Source organism: Streptomyces endocoffeicus (assembly GCF_016741935.1).
Classification (GTDB): domain Bacteria; phylum Actinomycetota; class Actinomycetes; order Streptomycetales; family Streptomycetaceae; genus Streptomyces; species Streptomyces endocoffeicus.
On sequence record NZ_JAERRG010000033.1, the window covers coordinates 1 to 21,734 of the forward strand.

Here is a 21,734-nt window from a genome sequence, read left to right on the forward strand (position 1 = left end):
GGCCATGGCCACGGTGACGGAGGGATCGTGACCACGTACCGCACCGTCCTCCGGTTCACCGCGAACTTACGCGACTGTCCCAGACCGACTAGACCCTCATGGACGGTTCCGCCTACCTGTGCCAGGTGGTGCCCAGCGACGGTCCGAGGACGAGCACGGGCCCGTCCTCGGGGCCGTCGGTCCGGTACTGAAGTGTCTTCGTCTCGCTCACCCGAAAACGGTATCCGACACGGGTGGCGGGGCTTTCGGGCGCGATGCACCCAGGATGTGAAGGCCTTACGGCGTAACCGTGGAGACCACGTAAACCTTCGGATGCGTCGGGTTGTCGAACTTGACCGTGATCCTCAGTTTGGGTTCCGGATCTTTCTGCTTGATGACCATCCCCGACCAGTCGTGACCGGGCGCTCCGACCTGCCAACCGACCTTCCTGGCCTGCTCCTTGGTGATGGTCACCTCGCCCTTGTCCAGGGCGGAGCGGCGGGTGCCGAGCTTGGTCAGGAAGGAGTCGAGGCCATCGCGGGACGTGACGAACTGCACGTACAGCGAGCTGACCTTCCAGGAGTTGGTCTCATAGAAGGCGACCTTCTTGGAGTACGGCGGCACCGGCACGTCGTATATGCGCCGCTGCACCCGGGTGGGGTAGCCCGCGCTGAGGCCCTTGGCCGACGCCGCCTCCGCCTTGTCCTCACCGCCGTTACGGCTCTGGAGGGCGGAGATCACCAGATAGCCCGCCGGGATCGCGATCAGCAGGAAGACGACCACGGCCTTGAGCCAGCGGCGGGGCGGACGGCCGCCACCGGGCACGGGCCCGCCGGACGTGGGGCCGCCAGGTGTGGGACCGCCGGACGTGGGGCCGCCCGGCGTGGGCCCGCCGGACGTAGGACCGCCGGACGTGGGGCCGCCCGGCGTGGGACCGCCGGGGCGCATACCGTCGGCCGGGGGCATCGCGGCGCCGGGCCGCTGGTCGGCGGCGGTCATTCGCGGCCTGCCTGGCTGCTGCGCGGTGCCAGCCGCAGCGGGGAGGAGGACCCGGCGCGCTCGTACCGCTCGACGCGGCGGCGGTTGGCGCGGCGGAAGCGGCGGGCGACCAGCCGGGCGAGGTCGGCGGCGCCGACCATCCCGGCCTCGGGGCCCAGCTGCGCCTTGACGATCCGGGCCTCCGGCCGGTAGCCGCGGCCGGTGAGGGTGCGCCGGAAGGCGTTCCGGGCGGGGTCGATCAGCAGATCGTCGGCGGCGCTGACGCCTCCGCCGATGACGAAGCAGGAGGGGTCGAGGGCGGCGGCGAGATTGGCGATGCCGACGCCGAGCCACTGGCCGATGTCCTGGAGCAGTTCGACGCACATGGCGTCGCCCTGCCGGGCCAGCTCGGTGATCAGCGGCCCGGTGATCTCCTGGATGTTGCCGCCGACCCGGTCGTTGATCCCGTACGCCACCGGCGATTCGGCGGCGGCCAGTTCACGGGCCTCGCGGACCAGGGCGTTGCCGGAGCTGTACTGCTCCCAGCAGCCGCGGTTGCCGCAGGGGCAGCGGTGGCCGGCCGGGACGACCTGCATATGGCCGAACTCCCCGGCGACCCCGTACTTGCCGCGCTTGACCTGGCCGTCCTCCAGGATCGCGCCGCCGATCCCGGTGCCGAGAGTGATCATGACGAGATGGTCCTCGTCGCGTCCGGCGCCGAACCGCCACTCCGCCCACGCGGCGGCGTTGGCGTCGTTGTCGACCAGGACCGGGACGGCGAGCCGCTCGGCGAGCCGGTCGCGCAGCGGTTCATTGCGCCAGGACAGGTGCGGGGCGAACAGCACGCGGTTGCGGTCGGCGTCCACCCAGCCCGCGGCGCCGATGCCCACGGCGTGCACATCGTGCCGGTCGGAGAGGTCCAGCACCAGCTCGGTGATGGTGTCCTCGACGACCTTGGGGCTCTTGGACTTGTCCGGCGTCTCGGTGCGCAGCTTCTCGAGGATGTTGCCGTCGGCGTCGACGACCCCGGCCATCACCTTGGTGCCGCCGATGTCGATGCCGACCGTGGGCACCCGGGGCGCGCTGAGGTGCGAGCGGCGCTCACGGGTGCCGACGGTCCGCAGCACGGTGGCCCGGGCCGAGCCCCGGTGCACTCGTTCGCGGTAGATGCTCATCGGCCGGCCCCCTCGCCGGTGTGGGGGGTGCGGTCGCTGCGGGTACGTGCTCGCAAGAGTTCGTCGTCCCTGCGGGGGTCTCAGGAGGCCGCGGGGGCCTCGGCTGCGTCGGTCGTGGCGGGTGTGGCCCGCCGTGCGATTGTGCCTCACCCGCGCCTCATGCCGCATGGCGAGCCTACGGCGCGTGGCCCCCAGGAAGCACCGGAACACGGCCGACGGCCCGGCCGCTCAGCCCTCGGCGAACCCGCTCAACCTTTGGCGAACCCTCTCAGCCCTTGGCGACCCCGCTCAGCCCTTGGCGACCCCTCCCGACAGATCGGGGGCGGGGGTGCGGGCCAGCTCATGGCTGAGCTGCTCCAGCTCGCTGCCGCCCGCCATCTGCCGGGTGAGCTCCTCCAGGGCGATCTCGTCCTTGGCGTGGCTGCCCGCCATGGCGCCGCGCTTGAGCAGCACGAAGCGGTCGCCGACGAGATACGCGTGGTGCGGGTTGTGGGTGATGAGGACCACGCCGAGGCCCGCGTCCCGGGCGGCCGCGACGTACTTGAGCACGACGCCGGACTGCTTGACGCCCAGCGCCGCCGTGGGCTCGTCCAGGATGAGCACCTTCGCGCCGAAGTGGACGGCGCGGGCGATGGCCACGCACTGGCGCTGGCCGCCGGAGAGGGTGCCGATGGGCTGGTCGACATCGCGCAGGTCGATGCCCATGCGCAGCAGTTCACGGTGGGTCGTGGTGCGCATCGCCTCGACGTCGAGGCGGCGGAGCGGGCCGCGGCCCTTGTGGATCTCCGAGCCCAGGAAGAAGTTCCGCCACACCGGCATCAGCGGGACCACGGCCAGGTCCTGGTAGACCGTGGCGATCCCGCGGTCGAGGGCCTCGCGCGGGGAGCCGAGCCGGGTCTCCTCCCCCTCGATGACGAGGGTGCCGCCGTCGTGCTGGTGCAGCCCGGCGACGATCTTGATGAGGGTGGACTTGCCCGCGCCGTTGTCCCCGAGGACGCAGGTGATCTCCCCGGCGTGCACCTCGAGGGAGACGCCCTCCAGTGCCTTGACGTTGCCGTAGTACTTGCTGATGTCACTGAGCGCGACCAGGGCCGCCCGCGACGCCGGAGATGTCGGGGATTCATCGGATGTCGGGGACGAAATCATTTGCTCTCCTCCGCCCGCTTGCGGACCCACCAGTTGAGCAGCGTGGCGAGCAGCAGCATCGCCCCGAGGAAGAACTTGAACCAGTCGGCGCCCCACTGGGCGTAGACGATGCCCTTGTTGGTCATGCCGAAGATGAACGCGCCGACGGCCGCGCCGGCCGCCGAGCCGTAGCCACCGGTCAGCAGACAGCCGCCGATGACGGCCGCGATGATGTAGAGCAGCTCATTGCCCACGCCCTCGCCGGACTGGACGACGTCGTAGTTGAACAGCAGATGCTGGCCGGAGATCCAGGCGGCCAGCGCGACGCCCAGATAGAGGCCGATCTTGGTGCGCTCCACGGGCACGCCGACCGCGCGGGCCGCCTCCTTGGCGCCGCCCACCGCGAAGATCCAGTTCCCGGCGCGGGTGCGCAGCAGGATCCAGGTGGCGAGCGCGATCAGGGCGAACCACCACAGGACGGTGATCTGCACTTCGACGTCCCCGATGGTCAGATGCGAGGCGAAGACCTTACGGGCGGAGGGGAAGCCCTCCATGTCGGAGATGCTCTTGGTGGAGACGGTGTCGCTGATCAGCTTGGTGAAGCCGAGGTTGCAGCCCTGGAGGATCAGGAAGGTGCCGAGGGTGATGATGAAGCTCGGCAGATTGGTGCGGACCAGCAGATAGCCGTTGAAGAACCCGATCGCGAGGGTGGCCAGCAGGGACACCCCGACCCCGACCCACACGTTCGCCGTCATCTGGTACGAGAACATCGAGGAGATCAGCGCCGAGCTGGTCACCAGGACCCCGGTCGACAGATCGAACTCCCCGCCGATCATCAGCAGCGCCACCGGCACCGCCATGATCCCGATGGTCGAGGAGGCGTACAGCACGGTGCTGAAGCTGGACCACTGGAGGAAGGCGTCGGCGACGGCCGAGAAGAAGACGAAGACGGCGACGGCGCCGACGACCGCGCCCAGCTCCGGCCGGCCCACCAGCCGGCGCGGCAGCGAGCCGCGCACCGGCCGCGGGGACGAGAGCGTCTCCTCGGCGGGCGGGGCCTCCGCGCTCATCGGGTCCCCCGCTTCGTGTACGACGCGAGCTCGGCGGCGTCGTCCTTGGTGATGATCTGCGGACCGGTGAGCACCGGCTTGCCGCCACCGAGCACATCGGCGTTGTAGCGGTTGAGCCACAGCAGATCCACGGCCTCATAGCCCTGGAGATACGGCTGCTGGTCCACGGAGAAGCCGAGCGTGCCGTCCTGGAGCGCGGCGGCGACCTTGGCGTTGAGGTCGAAGGTGTCGATCTCGGCCTTGCTGCCCGCCTGGTCGGCGGCCTTGGCGGCGGTGTCCGCGAAGGGCGCGCCCAGGGTCAGCACGGTGTCGATGCCCTTGTCCGACTGGAGCTTGGCCTCGATCGAGGACTGCACATCGGGCATGTTGGTGCCCTCGACGTAGATCTTCTCCATCTTGCCGTCGAAGGTCTTGGCCGCGCCGTCGCAGCGCTGCTCCAGGCCCACGTTGCCCTGCTCATGGATCACGCACAGCGCCTTCTTACGGCTCCGCTTGTCGAGCTCGTCGCCGACGGCCTCGCCCGCGATGGTCTCGTCCTGGCCGACGTGGGTGAGCGCGCCGAACGCCTTGGACACCTCGGAGCCGGAGTTGACGGTGATCACCGGTATCCCGGCCTTCTGGGCCTTCTTCATCACGGACTTCATGGCGTCGGGCTTGGCGAGGGTGACGATCAGGCCGTCGACCTTCTGATCGAGGTAGGACTGGACCAGCTGGGCCTGCTCCTTGCCCTCCTCGTTGTGGGCGTAGAGGAACTTGATGTTGTCCTTGACCGCGGCCTGCTTGGCGCCGCTCTGCACGATGTCCCAGAAGGTGTCCCCGTCTCCGGAGTGGGTGACCATCGCGAACGTCCACTTCGGGGTGTTGACCGCCGCCCGTCCCCCGGCGGCCGCCTCCCGGGCGGCCCGCTCCTCGGCCCGCTTGCCGCCCGTATCGCTGCAGCCCGCCAACGCCGTACCCAGCACCGCCGCGAGCACGGCGGCGGTCATAGCGCGTGCCCCTCTCCGCACCGTCGCCACGAAGACCCGCCCTTCTCACTGTGTGTTCGTCCCGCTGTCACCTTCGCGGCCGGGCACCGCATGATCGGTCCCGGCCGCCGCCCAAGTATCCGTCACCGTTCATCGCCGGGGCTGCCGGGGTGGGCGGGGGCCCGGCGCCCGTACGGCTTGAGGACTTGTAGCCGGGGACGCGGGACACGTCAAGGACAAATGGCGCGGCACAAGGGGTGCGGCAGCGCTCAGGGGCGTACGAGCAGCTGGAATTCGAAGGCGTAGCGCGAGGCCCGGTAGGTGTGCGAGCCGAACTCCACGGCCCGGCCGGTGTCGTCGAAGGTCGTGCGCTCCATGGTCAGCAGCGGCGCACCAGCCGGCTCCCCGAGCTGCTCCCCCTCCTCGGCGGTGGCCGCGCGGGCGCCGACCGCCTGGCGGGCGCTGTGCAGGGTGATCCCGGCCGAGCGCATCAGCCGGTAGAGCCCGGTGTCCTCCAGCTCGGCGCTGTCCAGCTTGAGCAGGCCCACCGGGAGGTGGTTGCGCAGATGGGCCATGGGCTCGCCGTGCGCCAGCCGCAGCCGCTCGATCAGCACCACCTCTTCGCCCTCGGCGACGCCGAGCGCGGCGGCGACCTGGGCGGTCGCGGGCTCGGTGGTGTTCCGCAGCACCTGGGTGGCGGGGCGCTGACCGGCCGCCTCCAGGTCGTCGTAGAGACTGCTCAGCTCCAGCGGGCGCTTGACCTGGCTGTGCACGACCTGGGTGCCCACGCCCCGGCGGCGCACCAGCAGCCCCTTGTCGACCAGCGACGAGATGGCCTGCCGGACGGTGGGGCGGGACAGCCCGAGCCGCCCGGCCAGCTCGATCTCATTGCCCAGCAGGCTCCCGGGCGCCAGCCGCCCCTGCTCGATCGCCGCCTCGAGCTGCTGGGACAGCTGGAAATACAGCGGGACCGGACTGCTGCGGTCGACGCTGAGCTGGAGCGCCTCCGCCCCGCCCGAAGCGTCTTCTTCCTCCATAGCCACGGGCCGAGGGTATCCGGATGAGCACATGACGGGAAGTCGTGAAGTTCTGTTGTCAGGACAAACTACGCACAGGTGATCAGTCGGAACCGATAACGCTGTCAGCCGTCATGGCCACGGCCGCCCACCGCCGTCAGGACCCAGCCAGCACCGGGAGCCGTGCCCCGGCCCGACCTGGACCTCGGGCGGACGCCGCGTACAGGCGTCCATCGCGAACGGACAGCGCGGCCGGAAGCGGCAGCCGTCCCCGGCCGCCACCTCGCGCCGCTCCGCGTCCCGCCGCGCCCGCGCCGCCAGCCGGGCCGCCCGCGCGGCCCGCGCGGCCCGCGCCCGCTCCCGGCCCGCCCCGGAGCTGGGCGCGGCGGCGGCCAGGAGCTGGGTGTAGGGGTGGCGCGGGGCCAGGATCACCTCGTCGCTGGGGCCGCGCTCGACGATCTCGCCGCGGTACATCACCATCACCTCGGACGAGAAGTGCCGGGCGGTGGCCAGATCGTGGGTGACGTAGAGCAGCGCCAGCCCCCGCTCCTCCTTGAGCCGGTCCAGCAGCCCCAGGATCTCCAGCCGGATCGACACATCCAGCATCGACACCGGCTCGTCGGCCAGCAGCACCTCCGGGCCCGGAGCGAGCGCGCGGGCGATCGCGACCCGCTGCCGCTGGCCGGACGGCGCCGAGATCCTCGCCGTGGACGGGCGCGGCCGCCCGGCGCTGCTGCTGCGCCGGACCGGGGCGGGGTCGGTGGTCTTCTGCGCCTATCCGGTCGAGCACATGGCGGCGGTCACCCCGCGCGTCAACCCCGAGGCCACCAGCGCCCTCTACGACGCGCTCGCCGCCCACGCGGGCGTCCGCCGCCCGGTCACCGTGGAGGACCCCCGGGTCGCGGTGGACCGGCTGGTGCACGAGGACGGCCGGGTCTTCGTCTGGCTGGTCAGCCAGGCGCGGGCGGAACTGACGGTCAAACCGGTGGTCACGGACGGCGCCCGGCTGCTCTCGCTGGACGGCGCGGCGGCGGACACGGTGGTGCTGCCGCCGTACGGGGTGCGGGTGCTGCGGCTCGCGGAGGCTGTCCGCTGAGCGCTCCGCTGAAAGTGTCGCGAGGTGCAGTCGTTCATCTGCGGCTACGTCGTGGCTGGTCGCGCCCACGCGGCGGAGCCGCATATCGACACAGCCCCGCGCCCCTTCGGGGCGCACCCGAACCGCACCGGGCTTCAGCGAGGCCGCTTAGCCGCCGCCCGCCGGCGTCACGCGCCCGCCTGCTCGCGCAGCCGGGCGGCGGACCGGGCCAGCCGTATGGCGCCGACCACGGGCAGGGTGAGCGCTATCAGCAGGGAGGCCACGAACGCGGGGGCGCTGATCCCGTCGAACGCCAGGGAGAGCGCCACCGCCAGCATCGGCACCGTCACCATAGGCGACAGGACGAACAGCGTGGCCTGCCGCTTCTCGCGCCGCGCCCATGGCGCGGACCGCCACAGCCGGACGAGCGCGCCGAGGGCGGCGACCAGCCCCAGGGGTATGCCCACGCCCGGGACCAGGCACAACGGCACGGGCAGCACGGCGATGCCGAGCGTCACCCAGGTGGCACCGGCGTCCTCCGGCTCCGGCGGAATGCTGCCGGACTCCTCGGCCAGCGCGTCCGCCGCGATCTCCTCCGGGGTTCCGATCCAGTCGAGCACCTGCCGCACCCGCTCATCTCCGATCGCGGAATCACCGTCCCCGGGGGCATCCCCGGCGGCATCCTCGGCGCGGTCGTCCGCGAGCGCCGCCGCGATCTCCTCCCTCAGGTCCTCGAGCAGCTCCTCCCGCCACGCGGCGGGAAGCGCCGCGGTCCGCCGCTCGACCGAGGACAGAAAGGTCCGTACGAGGGGGTGGTTGAGGGGGCTGCTCATGTCGTCTCTCCGGGGGCGAGGAAACGGTCACCGGTCCAGGGCATTACAACCGGCATCCGTCAGCGTGTAGCACCCGCACGAGGGCCGCGCCCGGATTCGCGCAAATGCGCATCCTGCTGTGTTCGACAGGTTAGTGGGCCAGGCTAATAGGCCGCCGCTTCCCCCGCGCCACGGGTCATGACCCGGTCCAGTTCGGTCCCGGTGAGCCCGTCGGGCAGCGGGGCGGTGCCGGGGCGGGCGCGCAGGCCGTCCAGGACGAGCACGGCGATACGGCGGGCGGCGCGCCCCCAGGCGTCGAGCGGGAGTTGGGCGTGGGCGAGCATCGCGCCGGTGACGACGAGGTCGGCGGCGGTGGCGTCGGGGCGGATCGAGCCGTCGCCGACACCCCGCTTCAGGACCGCGGCCAGCGACCGGGAGATCCGCGAACCGATGGGGTCGGCCTCGTCCGCCAGGAGCGGGCCGGGCGCGCCGAGCAGCGGCAGGGCCAGATGGTGCCGTTCGGCGAGCAGCCCGCGCAGGAAACCGGCCAGCGCTTCCAGCGGCGGTGCCGCGCTGTCCTCGGCCTCCTGGGCGAGGGCGGCCACGAGTTCGTAGGAGCGGTGCACGACGGCCGCGTACAGCTCCTCGCGGTCGGCGAAGTTCCGGTACAGCGTGGCGATGCCGACCCCGGCCTCGCGCGCCACCACGTCCAGCGGCACGGCGGGCCCGTCGCGGAGCAGGACCCGCTCGGCCGCGTCGAGGAGGGCGGCGCGGTTGGCGACGGCGTCCGAGCGGCGGCGCGCGGGCTGGGCGGGACTCATGAGGCCATCTTCCCGCTCCGGGCCCGGCAGAAGGGTGACGGACGCGAGAGTCGTACGGCGATGCCCAGATTTTCAGCCGCTCTGTCGCTCTCGTGTCCGGCGCCGCGTCACCGCTTCATCTGATCTCCTCCGAGGAAACCCCGCCCTTCAGAGTGGGGAGGAATCGGGCTCCTGCGGAGCAGGGCAAGGAAAGCCGGTTCACCGCCAGGGCGGACCGGCGCCCATCCCCAACTACCCTCAGCAGTTCACAAGCTGATGCACTAGCATGTGAGACATGGGGACCACGCACGTGAAGCGGGCGTTCAAGTACCGCTTCTATCCGACCGATGCGCAGGCGGCCGAGCTGTCGCGCACGTTCGGGTGCGTGCGGAAGGTCTACAACTTGGCCCTGGCAGCCCGCACCCAGGCGTGGGTGCTGCGGCAGGAGCGGGTGAACTACAACGCCACCTCGGCCATGCTCACCGCGTGGAAGAGGACCGAGGAACTCGCTTACCTGAACGACGTTTCCTCGGTCCCGCTGCAGCAGGCTCTGCGCCACCTTCAGACAGCGTTCACCCACTTCTTCGCCAAGCGGGCCCGGTACCCGCGGTTGAAGTCGCGGAAGAAGTCCCGCAAGTCGGCGGAGTACACCACCAGCGCGTTCCGGTTCCGTGATGGGAAGCTGACTCTGGCGAAGATGACGGAGCCGCTGGAGATCGTGTGGTCTCGTCCCCTGCCGGAGGGGGCCACACTGTCCACGGTGACCGTTTCGCAGGACGCGGCCGGACGCTGGTTCGTGTCTCTGCTGTGCGAGGACCCCGGTGTGGAGCCACTCCCCACCACGGACGCGGCGGTCGGCGTGGACGCCGGGCTGGACCACCTGCTGACCCTATCGACCGGGGAAAAGATCACCAACCCCCGGCACGAGCGGCACGACCGCGACCGTCTGGCCAAGGCCCAGCGGAAACTGGCCCGCAAGGCCAAGGGCGGCGGAGCCAACCGGGCCAAGGCCCGCCAGAGGGTCGCTCGCGTTCACGCCCGCATCGCCGACCGGCGGCGCGACACATTGCACAAGATCACTACTCGGCTCGTTCGTGAAAACCAAACGATCGTGATCGAGGATCTCACCGTTCGGAATCTGTTGAAGAACGGCAGGCTGGCCCGCGCCATCTCGGACGCGGCCTGGGCGGAATTCCGCACGATGCTGGAGTACAAGGCCTGGTGGTACGGCCGCGAGGTGATCGCGGTCGACCGCTGGTTCCCCTCCTCCAAGCTGTGCTCGCACTGCGGAACCCTGCAGGACAAGTTGCCGCTCAGCGTCCGCACCTGGACCTGTGGCTGCGGGGTCACCCATGACCGTGACGTGAACGCGGCGCGGAACATTTTGGCCGCCGGGCTGGCGGTGTCGGCCTGTGGAGCCGGTGTAAGACCTCAACGGAGTTCTCCGGGCGGGCGGTCGGCGATGAAGCAGGAACCTCTACGGCGCGAGCCGTAGGAATCCCCCTCCTTCAGGAGGGGGAGGAAGTCAACCACTCGTCCTCGTACTTCTTGTACGTACCGTCGTGGGTGGCCAGATGGACCCACTGGTCGACGTACTCCTTGAACTGGGCGTCGCCGCGCGGCAGTACGTACGCCTTCTCGGAGAAGGAGAACGGCTCGTCCGGGTGGACCGCGCACAGCTCCGGGTGGATCGCGGACTGATAGCGGGTCTCGCTGGCGTCCGTCATCATCACATCGGCGCGGCCCGCGATGATCTCGTCGAAGATCGTGGTGTTGTCCGGATGGACGGTGAGGGTGGCCTGTTTGATATGGGCTCGGGCGAACTGCTCGTTGGTGCCGCCCGGGTTGACCACGACCCGTACGCCGGAGCGGTCGATCTCCTCCAGCGTCCGGTACTTGTCCTTGTCCGCACAGCGCACGATCGGCGTCTTGCCGTCGGTGAGGTACGGCTCGCTGAAGGACGCCTTACGGGCGCGGGCCAGGGTCACCGACACCCCGCCCATGCCCACGTCGCAGCGGTCGGCGACGAGGTCGTCCACCAGGGTGGCCCAGGTGGTGGGCACGTACTTCGGTTTGGCGTCCAGGCTCTTGGCGAGGTCCCCGGCCATCTTGATGTCGATGCCGGTGTAGGCATCGGACTTGGGGTCGCGATGGCTGAAGGGCCGGTAGTCGCCGGTGGTGCACACCCGCAGTACCCCGCGCTCAGGCACCCGGTCCAGCAGGGTGCCGCGCTGCTGCCGGGCGCGCTCGGCGGCGTTCGCCCGCGCCAACTCGGTCTTCTGCTCGGGCTTTGAGGCCGTACCGACGGCCAGCGCCGAACCGGCGGCGGTGGCGGCGAGCACGGCGGCGAGGGCGGACAGCGTGACGGTACGTCTCACGGGGACCTCCTGGGCGCGGGCGGGCGGCCGCTAGGTGTGTTTGGCGGATCTTGACGCCTGCGGCGGGGAGGGGAAAGAACCGCCGGACACCCGGTAGGAGCCGCGTGATCACAGCGCTCAGGGTGGCAGAAGTCCCGGCCCACGGGAAGCCGTTGACCGCCGGGTGGACGGGTCGCGTGCTGCTCTCAGGACGTCAGTACGGCTCGTGCGGCGAGTCCAGCGGGGGCGCCACATCCGCGAGGCGGGCCAGCAGTTCGGCGGCGCGCTTGCCCACGGTGTCCCGGTCGCCCTCGGACAGCGCCGAGCCCATTCCGCACGCGACGGCCCCGGCCGCGATCCAGTCCGGGGCCTCGGCCAGGGTCACCCCGCCGGTGGGGACCACGGCGGCCTGCGGCAGCGCGGCCCGTACATCGCTGACCCATCTGGGCCCGTAGGCGGAGGCGGGGAAGAGCTTCAGGGCGTCCGCGCCCAGCTCCATCGCGCGCACCGCCTCGGTGGGCGTGGCCACGCCGGGGAAGACCGGCAGACCGTAGCGGTGGCCGGTGCGGATGACCTCGGGGTCCAGGCTCGGCGAGACGAGGAAGCGGGCGCCCGCGTCCACCGCCATCCGGGCCGAGGCGCCATCGAGCACCGTGCCCGCGCCGATCACCGCGTCATCGCCGACCTCCCGGATCAGGGTGGTGACCGCCTCCAGGGCGAAGGGCGTGGTCAGCGAGATCTCCAGGCTGGTGATACCGGCGGAGAGCAGGCTGTCCGCCGTGGCGTGGGCGTGGTCGTAGCTGTCGCTACGGACGATGGCGAGGACGCGCTGCGCGAGCGCGGCCCGGGTGATCTCCCAGCGGTACACGGCGGTCGCCGCCTTCCTCTCCCAGGTGCTGCTGGCGATGCCGCCCCGGATTGCCTCCGGGATATGCGGCGGTTTCGGTGTGCGGTGGACGATACGCGGTGCTGTGCTGCGCTTGGTGGATCGGTATCTGATTGTCCGTCTTACCGGTGCTGCTCTGTGTTGTTGTGATGTGCGCGGCCCCGCGCTCTCCGGGCGGGCCGTGGGTGCCGTGGATGCCGTGGTCGGCTCAGCGATATACCGCGTCCCCGCCCTTGGACAGCTCGGCGAGCGCCCGGTCCCGCGCGGCGGCGGTGGGCAGCCCGTCCGTATCGGTGGCGGCCTGGACGACCAGGGCGGCCACACACGCCGCCTCGGCGAGCGCCTGGTCCTCGTGCAGCCCGCGCAGCCGCGCCGACAGATAGCCGGCCGCGAAGCCGTCACCGGCGCCGATCGGGTCGACCACCGGCACCGCGTGGGGCGACTGGTCCCAGCCGCCGTCCGCGGTGAGGACGGTCGAGGAGTGGTCGGCGCGCTTGATCACGACCTCGTCGGCCCCGCCGCGCAGCAGCTCCCGCGCGGCCTCGTCGGCGGGTTGGGCGGTGAGCAGCTCCAACTCCTCCTCCCCCGCGAGGACGATGTCGGCGTCGCGCAGCAACGGGCCCGCCGTCTGGGCCCACTGCGCCGCGCCGCCCAGCTTGTGCCGCACGTTCGGATCGAAGGACACCTTGGCCCCGGCCTCACGGGCCAGCTCCACCAGGCGGCGGCTCGCGGCCGCCGCGGTCGGCGAGAGCATGGGCGTGATCCCGGACAGATGCAGCAGTTGGGTGCCTTCGAGTGCCTCGGGGCGTATCTGCTCGGGCGTCAGGCGGGAGGCGGCCGAGCCCATGCGGTAGTACTGCACATCGATGGCGCGGTACGCGTGACTGTCCCTCATCAGGAGCCCGGTGGGGGCGTGGTCGTCCACGATCGCATGGGCGACGTCCACGCAGTCGGCGCGCAGCTCGCGCAGCACCGCCTCCCCCGCCGGGTCGGCGCCGACCCGGCCGAGCCAGCGCACACCGTGGCCGAGCCGGGCGAGGCCCACGGCCACATTGGATTCGGCTCCCGCCACCGACCTGCGGAAATGCACGGCCCGGTCCAGCGGAACCCCGGGCTCGGCGAGCAGGAGGAGCATTGCCTCCCCGCACGTGACCACTTCCGGACCCTTCGCCACCATGCCTCCCCGCACATCCGCTGCTACCGAGACGGTATCGGGAAGCAACGACAATGGCCCGCGCGGGGTTCCCGGGGCCCGGGACGGGGCGGGGGCAGGCGGGGCGGCCGGACACAGCAACGCGGCCGCTGCCCCACAGCGAGCACAGCACCGCGGCCGCTGCCCCACGGTGGGGGCAGCGGCCGCGGTTGCGGGGGGTGGCGGTCTTCGGTGGGCCGCAATCAGCAGCCGCGGTCCACCAGGTCGAACGAGGCGTAGTGGTCCGCGGTGTAGTAGTCCTCGTCCGTCTGCTTACCGGTGACGATGCGTCGGGCGCCACGGTCGTCGGAGCCCGGGGTGATCACGGTGTACTCGTGGTAGTAACCGGAGGACTGGGACGGAAGGACGCCTTCACGGTTCTGGAAGACGGTGCCGTCCTGCGGGAACGGGTAGGGGCCGCCCTTCTCGATCAGGTCCAGGGTGTCATGGGCCTGGGAGGGCAGATCCGAGTAGCAGATATCGCCAACGGCGGCGATGACCTGCGACGACGCAACGGTCTGCGATACCGCGACGGTCTGCGACGCCGTCGGGGTGACGGCGGTGGCCGCGGTGGCCGCGGTGGCCGCGCCGCCGATGAGCAGCGTCGAGACGAGGGCGCCGAGGGCACCGATGCGGGCGATCCGTGGGGGGATTGTCATAGACATAGCATGACGCGCGTAGACGCTGTCGTGTCAATGCCAAGTGACGGCCGTTCTCCGGGAGTTCACAGGAACTGCGCGAAGCGCCAGAAGAGGTAACGAAAGCGTAACCTCTTGGGCTTTCTTGCCTCTGAGGCAAACTTTTTGCCTCAGAGGTCAAGGCTGGCTATACCGGAGATATGAACCCGCTCCCCCACGGGCCCGCCGACTGGCCCACGGGCGGACCGGCCGACGGTGACCCCGGCGGACCGTCCGCCGAGCTGCCCACCGTCGCTCCCCGCCTGCGTGACCTGCGGCGACGCAGCGGTCTGACGCTCGAGGCCGCCGCCCATCGCGTCGGGCTCTCCCCCGCGCACCTGTCCCGGCTGGAGACGGGCCGCCGCCAGCCCTCGCTGCCGATGCTGCTGGCCCTGGCCCGTACCTACGGAACAACGGTATCCGACCTGCTGGGCGAGGTGCCCGCGGAACGGGACCCGGTCGTACGGGCCGACCGCATGGAGGCGCAGCAGGCGGGCGGCTGGACCTACTGGCAGGCCGGCGGCTCCGGCCGGGCCATGCAGGCGCTGCGGCTGCACGTACCCGAGCGCTCCGCCGCCCAGGAGGACCTGGTGCGGGTCCACCCCGGCGAGGAGTGGCTCTACGTCCTGGGGGGCCGGCTGCGGCTGACGCTCGGCGAGACCGTGCACGCCCTCTCCGCGGGCGACGCGGCCCACTTCGACTCGCTCACCCCGCACCGCATCGCCGCCGCCTCGCCGGGCGGCGTGGATCTGCTCTTCGTCCACACGCTGCTGCAGAGCGGCGCGGCCGAGCTGTGCCTCGGCGACGCCGCTCGCCGAGGAAGGCCCGGTACGCCATGAAGGACGCGAACGACATGAGTGCGACCGCTGCAACCGATGCGACCGATGCGACCGATGCGACCGATGCGACCGATGCCCCGATGAACCCCGCGACGCCGGCCCGGACCGGCCCGAACGAGGAGGACCGGGCACCGATGAGCTTCACGGTCCGGGTCTTCATCTACCTCGTGGGCGTCCACTTCATCGCCGCTTTCCTCTTCTTCCTCTTCTACGTCGCGGGCGGGTAAGAGGCGGTGTCCCGGGGGCGCGGGCCCCTCGTCACCCCGCGTGGGTGGAGAACATCCCGCCCGTCGGCCCCTGCTTGTCGCCGCCCTGCGCCTTCTTCAGGGCGTTCGCCAGGCCCTCGATGGTGAGCGACTGGAGGATCACCCGGCCATTGCCCTCCAGCGTGGCCAGCGACAGCCCCTCACCGCCGAAGACCGCGTTCATCAGCCCCTGGCGGTTGAGCCCGCCGATGCGCTCCACGCCGTACTGGATGCCTTCCTCGAAGGCCACGATGCAGCCCGTGTCGACCTCGATCCGGCCGCCGAAATCGGCCGGGTTGAGATCGATGAAGTTGCCCGCGCCACAGATGATCACGGTGCCGTGCCCGGTGAACTTCTCCAGGATGAACCCCTCACCGCCGCTGCGCCCGGTCTTCCCGCCCTGGAAGGCGATCCCGAACTCCACGGTGGACTCGGCCGCCACGAAGGCGTCCTTCTCCGCGAACCAGGCCCGCGTCCCGTCCAGCTCCAGCGCCCGCATCTCACCGGGCAGCACCCCCGCGAAGCCGACGGTGCCCTCGCCACCGGTGGCGGAGAAGTACTGGAACGCCAGCGACTCCCCCGCCAGCGCCCGCTGCCCCACCTGCATGGCGGTGCCCATGGCCTGGCGCAGCATCCCGCCCATGCCACCGCCGCCCGCGGCGCTCCCGCCATTGCCCCCGGCGGCCTGAGCGCCGCCCCCGCCGGGCCCGGACAGCCGGGTCTCCATCGTCACGTTCGACGTCTTGAACAGGAACTTTCCGGCCTCGCAGTAGACGGTCTGCCCGGGGTGGAGGGTGCAGACCGCCATCTGCATGGCGTTGCCGACGATCTCTTGCCGCAGGGTCACAGCCGCTCTCCTCGAGGGTCACATCAGGTGGTGTCAGGTGGTGTCATAACCAGACATCCGGGTCAACGTTCGACCTGGACCACCAGGTTCCGTGAGCTTGACACAATGCCGGTCGTGATCCGGCCCCGGGTCGTCCCGAAGGTCGGCCCTGAAGGGAGCATGGCGATGAACACAAGCGCCGCGACGACCGCCCGCACGATGTGGGCCCTCTACGAGCCGATACACGCGGTCGCGTACTTCGCCCCGGAGGCCCGTGCCGCGTACGAGAACGCCGGGCTCCGCGGCTTCTGGCGCGGCTACTTCGCGGGCCGTGCCGCGCCTCTCGGGCCGGTCGGGCCGGAGCCCGTCGTGGCGTCCTTCTTCACCTTCGCCCCCGCGATGGTGGCCCGCGCCCTGCCCGGCGTCTGGTCCCTGACCGCCCCCGAGCGGGCCCTGGAGCTCCGCCGCGCGGGCGCCGCGGCCGCCCTCACCCGGCTGCTCGCCGGGCACGAGCGCGAGGTCGAGCGCGCCGCCGAGGCCCTGGTCCCCCGCGCGGCGGGCCTGGACGGCTCCGGCCGGGTGCTGGCCGCCGCGAACGGCGCACTGGACTTTCCCGACAAACCGGTCGAGCGGCTGTGGCACGCGGCGACCCTGCTGCGCGAGCACCGCGGCGACGGCCATGTCGCGGCCCTCGTCACCGCCGGTCTCGACGGCTGCGAAGCCCTCGTCCTCCGTTCCGCCCTGGACGTCCCCCGCACCGAGCTCCAGCCCCACCGCGGCTGGACCGACCAGGAGTGGGACGCCGCCGCCCAACGCCTGACCGACCGCGGCCTCCTCACCCCGGACGGCGCCGTGACGGAGCCCGGACGCGAACTGCTCCGCACGGCCGAGACCGCGACGGACCAAGCGGCGGAACGCCCCTGGCGCCCGCTGACCCCCGAGCAGACGGCAACCCTGGTCCGCCTCCTCACCCCCCTCACCACGGCCTGCGCCACCGCCCTCCCCTTCCCCAACCCGATCGGGCTCCCGAAGCCGACGGGATGAGCGGTCGTACGGAGGCGGCCATACGGACCGGCGGTCGTCCATGAACGGATCAGGGACGTGCTGACGTGGTCAACCCGCGCGCCGGATCGGCGGCGGGGCGCCGATGTCGCCACCCGCCTCGGTGCCATCCCGCAGCAGGTGGCTCTCGCGTGGCTGCCGCAGCGCTCGCCCCCGATGGTGCTGATTCCCGGCACCTCAGCCATCGCCCACTTGCGCGAGAACCGGCAAAGCCGCTGAACCGCGCCTCCGTCACCGCCCCGGCGCCGCGCGCGGGGTGGACGGAACGCCCGTGGTCAGTCCGCGACGCTCTGCATCGGGGCCCAGAACTCCTCGAACGACATCGTGCCGTCGCCGTCCGTGTCGAGTACGTCGATGAACTGCTGCGCCTGTTCGTCGGTGAGGTGCTCGCCGCGCAGCTCGGCGACGACCTGCTGGTATTCCTTGGCGGTTATCTGCCCGTCGGCATCGAGGTCGTATGCGTCAAAGACCTTGCGCGCGGCCGCTTTCATGTCCACCACGTGGGTTCGCCCTTCCTCGTTGGATGTTGTGCGATGCTACTGCGCACTGATCGCCTGCAGCACGCCGCGGCGGGAACAGCGCTTCTCCCGCTGCCGCACAGATGATCCCGCCTGAGCCAAGTGGCGCGCGGCACCCGGGCACACCACTACGAGGCCGCTTGACCCACACCCCTGCGTTCAGCGATTCGCCCCTCGCACGCCCTGGGGCGCGTCTAGCGTAGGGAGACTTGGCCACTCAGGGTTGGGGGTCCCGAATGCCAGTAGGTCCTGAGGCAACAGCCGTCGCCAAGGCAGCCAGCAGCATGCTGCACAAAGTCTCGGACAATGCCAACGGGACGCCCGTATGGCCGAACATGCACGAAGCCCTGATGGAGCTGCACGAGATCCTGTATGAGTGGTGCCAGGCCGCGACCAACACCAGCGAAGCACTCGAGCGCCTCAGATCCCAACACCTGACCAGGCGATCCACGGTTAGCGTCTGTGGCTTCAACAACGCGGGCACGCCAATCCGTGTACCGTTCCTCAAAATTCCCCTTAAGGCCGGGTACGTCGAGGCGGCGCAGCGGGATATCGAAGAAATCATGCGCCCGTCGGCACCTTTGGCTCAGCGCTGGAGCTCCGCGAAGCGACGCCAGGCGGCCCGCCGCACGCTACTTGGCCTTATGCGTCTCTACTGCGCCGATCTACTCGAAGAGTTCGAGGGGGCTGTGGACGCCCGGGCCTCCTGGATGCTGGCCAATCGAGAAGAAGTCAACAAAGCTCTCCAGGAGGGACTTCGTTCCGAACGACTGGAGTACCTGATTCAGGAGGCAGCCGATACGGCGGCCCAACTCGGCAGCGCTCGGGAACACTTGAGCCTGCTGATCCGGGAGAACTACCCCATGGGTCTCACAGGCGGACAGGACGCCTGACGGAACCATCGGCCGCGGTTGGCCCTGGAGCCGGAGTGAGGCGCCCAGAAGGGGGTGTGCGGAGTGAGCGCTGAGGCAGCTGCCATCAATCTCGGGCGGACGGTCGCGACCCGCGTCGTGCGGTTATGGCTCGAACCGCGCCGGCGCGAGCAGGAGAGCCGGATGGAGATGTCCGCCCTGGTCCGGCGGCGGGTGCCGGGGCTGCGGGCGCAGCGGGGCGTGGAGCGGCAGTTCGAGCAGATCGCGGACGCGGTGGCGGCGCGGCTGGAGCCCATGTGCGGGCATGAGTTCCGCGGTCTGGAGGAGGGTGGGCGGCGGGCGGCGCTCGACGCCGTGACGGCGGCCTTCGGCCGCGCGGACCTGTCCGACGAGGCGATCCTCGGGTCCGACGCCAACCCCGCCGAGCTGGCCCGCCGGGTGCGGGCCTCCGCTCCCCCGCCCGCCGGGCTGGGCGAGGCGGCCACCCACTTCTACGAGTTGGTGCTGGCCGAGTGCTGCGACTGCTACGTGCGGATCCTGCAGCGGCTCCCGGTCTTCACCGAGCGCGGGATCGCCGAACTGCTGGGGCGGGTCGGCGAGCTCGGCCCCGAGCTGAGCCGGGTGCTGGAGCGGCTTCCCGTCAGATCGCTGTACGCGCCGCAGGGGGCGGATCAGGACGCCGCCTTCCGCAGGGAGTACCTGGAGTTCCTCAGCCGCACCCTGGACGAGGTGGAGCTGTTCAGCTTCACGGCCGGTCAGGCCCCGCGCACCAAGTTGTCGGTCGCCTACATCAGTCTGCGGGTCAGCACGGACGGGGACGGCCGGGCGGCCCGGCGGTCAGTCGGTGGGCCCGGCCAATTGCTGCGGACGGGCATCAGCTCATGGGACGGTCCCGAGCAGGAGTCGTCGGCGAGCGTACGGGTCGAGGCCGCGCTGAAGGAATCGGCTCGCATTCTGTTGCGCGGGGAGGCAGGTTCCGGCAAGACGACACTGCTCAACTGGCTGGCCGTCACCGCGGCGCGCGGCGCCTTCAGCGGGGATCTGGCCGAGTGGAACGGTCTGGTCCCCGCCCTGGTCAAACTGCGGCGTTACGCCTCCCGCGAGCTGCCACGCCCGGAGGAACTGCTGGACGCCACGGCCGGGCCGCTGACCGGTCACATGCCCCGCGCCTGGGTGGATCGCGCTTTCCAGGCAGGGCGGGTGCTGCTGCTCGTCGACGGGGTGGACGAACTTGTAGCAGGCGAACGGCGCAAGGTCCGGGAGTGGCTGCGGCTGCTGCTCAACGCCTACCCGCAGACCCGTACGGTGGTGACGTCCCGGCCGACCGCCGCGCGCGGCGACTGGCTGCGCGCGGAGGGCTTCGCCCCGGTGGGGCTGGAGCGGATGACGCCCGCGGATCTGCGGGCGTTCGTACGGCAGTGGCATCAGGCGGTGGGTGCACAGGGCGGCGATCTGCCGTGCGCCCTGGAGGAGCTGCCGCACTACGAACGGGCATTGCTGGCGGCGCTCCAAGACCGCGCTCATCTGCGGACGCTCGCAGCGAGCCCCCTGCTGGCCGCGCTGCTGTGCGCGTTACACCTGGGACGGCGTCGGCGGCTGCCGCGCAACCGCATGGAGCTGTACCGCATAGCCCTGGAACTGCTGGTGCAGCGCCGCGCCGCCGAGCGCGGGGTGCCCAGCGCGCTGGACGTACAGCTCAGCCTGACCGACAAGCTGTGCGTGCTGCGAGATCTGGCGTGGCGGCTTTCGGATAACAACCGCAGTGAGATTTCGACGGAGAAGGCACTGGCCCATGTCACCGCCAAGGTGGCGTCGATGCGCCATCTGGACGCCGAGGGCGAGGCGGTGCTGGATCATCTGGTGTCGCGTTCGGGGGTGCTGCGCGTCCCCGCCGAGGACCGCATCGACTTCCTGCACCGCAGCTTCCAGGAGTACCTGGCGGCAGAAGAGACGGCGGCAGAGGACCGCATCGGCAATCTGGTCGAGCGGGCCCATCTGGACACCTGGCGGGAGACCATCATCATGGCCGCAGGACATGCCAATCGCAGTCAGCGGCAGGAACTCGTCACCGGCATCCTCGACCGCGCGGAGGCCGAACGCCGCCATGCACGGGGCCTGCGGCTGCTGGCGGCATCCTGCCTGGAGACGATGGAGTCCGTGCAGGAGGGGCTCGCGGCACGGCTGGACGAGAACCTCCGGGTGCTGGTGCCGCCGAAGCGTCGGAAGGACGCCGTGTCACTCGCGGCGGTGGGGGATCCGGTGCTCCGTCGGCTGCCGCGCTCGCTGGACGGTCTCACGGACGCGGCCGTCAGGGCGGCCGTGCGGACCGCCGCGCTCATCGGTGGCGAGCGTGCGCTCGATGTACTGGGTGCTTACGCGGAGGCAGAACGAGTCGGTGCGCACCAAGAACTCGCCGATGCCTGGGACTATTTCGATCCGGATGAGTACGCCCAGCGCGTGCTCGCCAAGTTTCCCTTGGAACGCGTCACGCTAAGGCTCTCCCACCCCAGCCAGTGGGCCGCGGCCAGGAAGCTGCGGTCGGCGCGGAAGATATTGATCAGCCATCCGCTCACTTCCGGCCTCGCGACGCTCACAGATCTCCCCGGACTCTCCTCGCTGTGGATCTCACGGCTGGTGGGCGACAACGACCTGAGCCCGCTCACCGCCCACCCCCAGCTCAGCACGCTTTGGATCATGGGAGACGCTGCCCTGGAGGACGCCTCACCGTTGAGCGCCCTCACACAGCTTCAGGAATTGAGCCTCACCGGCTGGTCTTCCCTCCCTCCCGTGAGCGAGATCCCCATGCCGGGGACCTTGACGACACTGAACCTGGGAGACCTGCCTCGCGATCCTGACCTGGTGTTTCTTCACGATCTGCCGTCGCTCGACAAGCTCTACCTGGCCGGCTCGGGGACTCCGCGCAACCTCGCCAGCCTTCCAGCGGCGACCATCTTCAAACGACTTTGGCTGGGCGGCTTCGACTTCACCGCATCCCTCCCCGTCTTGTCAGCCTCCCTGCGCATCCCGGACCTGAGCTTCTACGGCTGCGCCCTTCCGGCGGACCTCAGCCCGCTCAACGCTGTCCCCTCCCTCGAAGTCGTGTTCTTCGGCGCATGCCAGGGCCCGGACCCCGGCCCCTTGGACCTCTCGTCCCTGGCCAGGCGTACGGCCCCGACACAGCTCACCGTCGAGGTGGGCAGCACACAGGCCGTCACCGGGACCCAACATCTCGGCCCCGGCCTCCGAGTCCGCTACCGGTGAGGGG

General features: G+C 70.9%; 22 protein-coding genes and 2 pseudogenes. 8 read left to right on the forward strand and 16 right to left on the reverse strand.

Annotated features, from left to right (window positions below; translation table 11 throughout):
* Window positions 1-276 precede the first annotated feature (276 nt).
* The 8 genes and pseudogenes from JK364_RS45415 to JK364_RS58235 form a co-directional block, all read right to left on the reverse strand.
* Window positions 277-978: a hypothetical protein gene (locus tag JK364_RS45415; protein WP_201857312.1), complete on the reverse strand. Its 702-nt coding sequence runs from the start codon at window positions 976-978 to the stop codon at window positions 277-279.
* Entirely contained in the window at window positions 975-2,132 is a 1,158-nt protein-coding gene (locus JK364_RS45420) for an ROK family glucokinase (protein WP_201857313.1), read from the reverse strand. The genes JK364_RS45415 and JK364_RS45420 overlap by 4 nt, the downstream gene beginning before the upstream one ends.
* Before the next feature lie 288 nt (window positions 2,133-2,420).
* The gene (locus tag JK364_RS45425) at window positions 2,421-3,278 is read right to left on the reverse strand and encodes an ATP-binding cassette domain-containing protein (RefSeq protein WP_201857314.1); all 858 of its coding nucleotides are present in this window, start codon (window positions 3,276-3,278) and stop codon (window positions 2,421-2,423) included.
* Window positions 3,275-4,327, reverse strand: coding sequence for an ABC transporter permease (locus JK364_RS45430; protein ID WP_201857315.1), 1,053 nt, complete (start codon window positions 4,325-4,327; stop codon window positions 3,275-3,277). The genes JK364_RS45425 and JK364_RS45430 overlap by 4 nt, the downstream gene beginning before the upstream one ends.
* The gene (locus JK364_RS45435; RefSeq protein ID WP_201857316.1) at window positions 4,324-5,313 is read right to left on the reverse strand and encodes a sugar ABC transporter substrate-binding protein; all 990 of its coding nucleotides are present in this window, start codon (window positions 5,311-5,313) and stop codon (window positions 4,324-4,326) included. The genes JK364_RS45430 and JK364_RS45435 overlap by 4 nt, the downstream gene beginning before the upstream one ends.
* A 248-nt stretch (window positions 5,314-5,561) precedes the next feature.
* A complete protein-coding gene (locus JK364_RS45440) occupies window positions 5,562-6,329 on the reverse strand; it encodes a GntR family transcriptional regulator (RefSeq protein ID WP_164436044.1) in 768 nt (255 codons plus the stop codon).
* A gap of 111 nt (window positions 6,330-6,440) precedes the next feature.
* The gene (locus tag JK364_RS45445; RefSeq protein WP_372462075.1) at window positions 6,441-6,941 is read right to left on the reverse strand and encodes an oligopeptide/dipeptide ABC transporter ATP-binding protein; all 501 of its coding nucleotides are present in this window, start codon (window positions 6,939-6,941) and stop codon (window positions 6,441-6,443) included.
* 12 nt (window positions 6,942-6,953) lie between these two features.
* A pseudogene (locus JK364_RS58235) lies at window positions 6,954-7,007 on the reverse strand (hypothetical protein); the annotation flags it as partial.
* 7 nt (window positions 7,008-7,014) lie between these two features.
* Here JK364_RS58235 and JK364_RS45450 point away from each other — a divergent pair.
* Entirely contained in the window at window positions 7,015-7,404 is a 390-nt protein-coding gene (locus tag JK364_RS45450; protein ID WP_230993513.1) for a hypothetical protein, read from the forward strand.
* Between the two features lie 167 nt (window positions 7,405-7,571).
* Here JK364_RS45450 and JK364_RS45455 read toward each other — a convergent pair whose 3' ends face one another.
* Together JK364_RS45455 and JK364_RS45460 are read right to left on the reverse strand one after the other, a co-directional pair.
* Window positions 7,572-8,216: an HAAS signaling domain-containing protein gene (locus JK364_RS45455; protein ID WP_201857317.1), complete on the reverse strand. Its 645-nt coding sequence runs from the start codon at window positions 8,214-8,216 to the stop codon at window positions 7,572-7,574.
* A 143-nt stretch (window positions 8,217-8,359) separates the two neighbouring features.
* Window positions 8,360-9,016 (reverse strand): TetR/AcrR family transcriptional regulator, encoded by a 657-nt coding sequence (locus JK364_RS45460; RefSeq protein ID WP_201857318.1) that lies wholly within the window; start codon window positions 9,014-9,016, stop codon window positions 8,360-8,362.
* A 274-nt stretch (window positions 9,017-9,290) separates the two neighbouring features.
* Between JK364_RS45460 and JK364_RS45465 the strand changes: the two genes are divergently transcribed.
* On the forward strand, window positions 9,291-10,490 hold the full coding sequence (locus JK364_RS45465; RefSeq protein ID WP_201857319.1) for an RNA-guided endonuclease InsQ/TnpB family protein: 1,200 nt from the start codon (window positions 9,291-9,293) through the stop codon (window positions 10,488-10,490).
* A 13-nt stretch (window positions 10,491-10,503) separates the two neighbouring features.
* Here the strand turns inward: JK364_RS45465 and JK364_RS45470 are convergent, their stop codons facing one another.
* The 4 genes from JK364_RS45470 to JK364_RS45485 all read right to left on the reverse strand — a co-directional run bounded on the left by JK364_RS45470 (window position 10,504) and on the right by JK364_RS45485 (window position 14,089).
* A complete protein-coding gene (locus JK364_RS45470; RefSeq protein WP_201857320.1) occupies window positions 10,504-11,373 on the reverse strand; it encodes a transporter substrate-binding domain-containing protein in 870 nt (289 codons plus the stop codon).
* 193 nt (window positions 11,374-11,566) lie between these two features.
* The gene (locus JK364_RS45475; RefSeq protein ID WP_201857321.1) at window positions 11,567-12,220 is read right to left on the reverse strand and encodes a bifunctional 4-hydroxy-2-oxoglutarate aldolase/2-dehydro-3-deoxy-phosphogluconate aldolase; all 654 of its coding nucleotides are present in this window, start codon (window positions 12,218-12,220) and stop codon (window positions 11,567-11,569) included.
* Between the two features lie 226 nt (window positions 12,221-12,446).
* Window positions 12,447-13,415, reverse strand: a complete 969-nt coding sequence (locus JK364_RS45480) for a sugar kinase (protein ID WP_201857322.1) — start codon at window positions 13,413-13,415, stop codon at window positions 12,447-12,449.
* A 218-nt stretch (window positions 13,416-13,633) separates the two neighbouring features.
* Window positions 13,634-14,089: a ribonuclease gene (locus JK364_RS45485; RefSeq protein ID WP_201857323.1), complete on the reverse strand. Its 456-nt coding sequence runs from the start codon at window positions 14,087-14,089 to the stop codon at window positions 13,634-13,636.
* A gap of 179 nt (window positions 14,090-14,268) precedes the next feature.
* Between JK364_RS45485 and JK364_RS45490 the strand changes: the two genes are divergently transcribed.
* Together JK364_RS45490 and JK364_RS45495 are read left to right on the forward strand one after the other, a co-directional pair.
* Window positions 14,269-14,946: a helix-turn-helix domain-containing protein gene (locus JK364_RS45490; RefSeq protein ID WP_230993515.1), complete on the forward strand. Its 678-nt coding sequence runs from the start codon at window positions 14,269-14,271 to the stop codon at window positions 14,944-14,946.
* On the forward strand, window positions 14,943-15,173 hold the full coding sequence (locus JK364_RS45495) for a DUF6126 family protein (protein ID WP_201857377.1): 231 nt from the start codon (window positions 14,943-14,945) through the stop codon (window positions 15,171-15,173). The genes JK364_RS45490 and JK364_RS45495 overlap by 4 nt, the downstream gene beginning before the upstream one ends.
* Before the next feature lie 31 nt (window positions 15,174-15,204).
* On the opposite strand, the gene JK364_RS45500 is transcribed toward JK364_RS45495, so the two are convergent.
* Window positions 15,205-16,038 (reverse strand): AIM24 family protein, encoded by an 834-nt coding sequence (locus JK364_RS45500; protein ID WP_201857324.1) that lies wholly within the window; start codon window positions 16,036-16,038, stop codon window positions 15,205-15,207.
* 165 nt (window positions 16,039-16,203) lie between these two features.
* Here JK364_RS45500 and JK364_RS45505 point away from each other — a divergent pair, with 165 nt between their 5' ends.
* Both JK364_RS45505 and JK364_RS45510 read left to right on the forward strand, forming a co-directional pair.
* Window positions 16,204-17,061 carry an SCO6745 family protein gene (locus JK364_RS45505; RefSeq protein ID WP_201857325.1) on the forward strand — a complete coding sequence of 286 codons (858 nt, stop codon included), beginning with the start codon at window positions 16,204-16,206 and terminating at the stop codon, window positions 17,059-17,061.
* A gap of 105 nt (window positions 17,062-17,166) precedes the next feature.
* A pseudogene (locus JK364_RS45510) lies at window positions 17,167-17,283 on the forward strand (oxidoreductase); the annotation flags it as partial.
* Between the two features lie 71 nt (window positions 17,284-17,354).
* Here the strand turns inward: JK364_RS45510 and JK364_RS45515 are convergent.
* Complete coding sequence (locus JK364_RS45515; RefSeq protein ID WP_230993521.1) at window positions 17,355-17,570, reverse strand: EF-hand domain-containing protein; 216 nt, start codon at window positions 17,568-17,570, stop codon at window positions 17,355-17,357.
* 311 nt (window positions 17,571-17,881) lie between these two features.
* Between JK364_RS45515 and JK364_RS45520 the strand changes: the two genes are divergently transcribed.
* Window positions 17,882-18,490 (forward strand): hypothetical protein, encoded by a 609-nt coding sequence (locus JK364_RS45520; RefSeq protein ID WP_201857327.1) that lies wholly within the window; start codon window positions 17,882-17,884, stop codon window positions 18,488-18,490.
* A gap of 63 nt (window positions 18,491-18,553) precedes the next feature.
* Window positions 18,554-21,730: an NACHT domain-containing protein gene (locus JK364_RS45525; RefSeq protein WP_201857328.1), complete on the forward strand. Its 3,177-nt coding sequence runs from the start codon at window positions 18,554-18,556 to the stop codon at window positions 21,728-21,730.
* Window positions 21,731-21,734 lie beyond the last annotated feature (4 nt).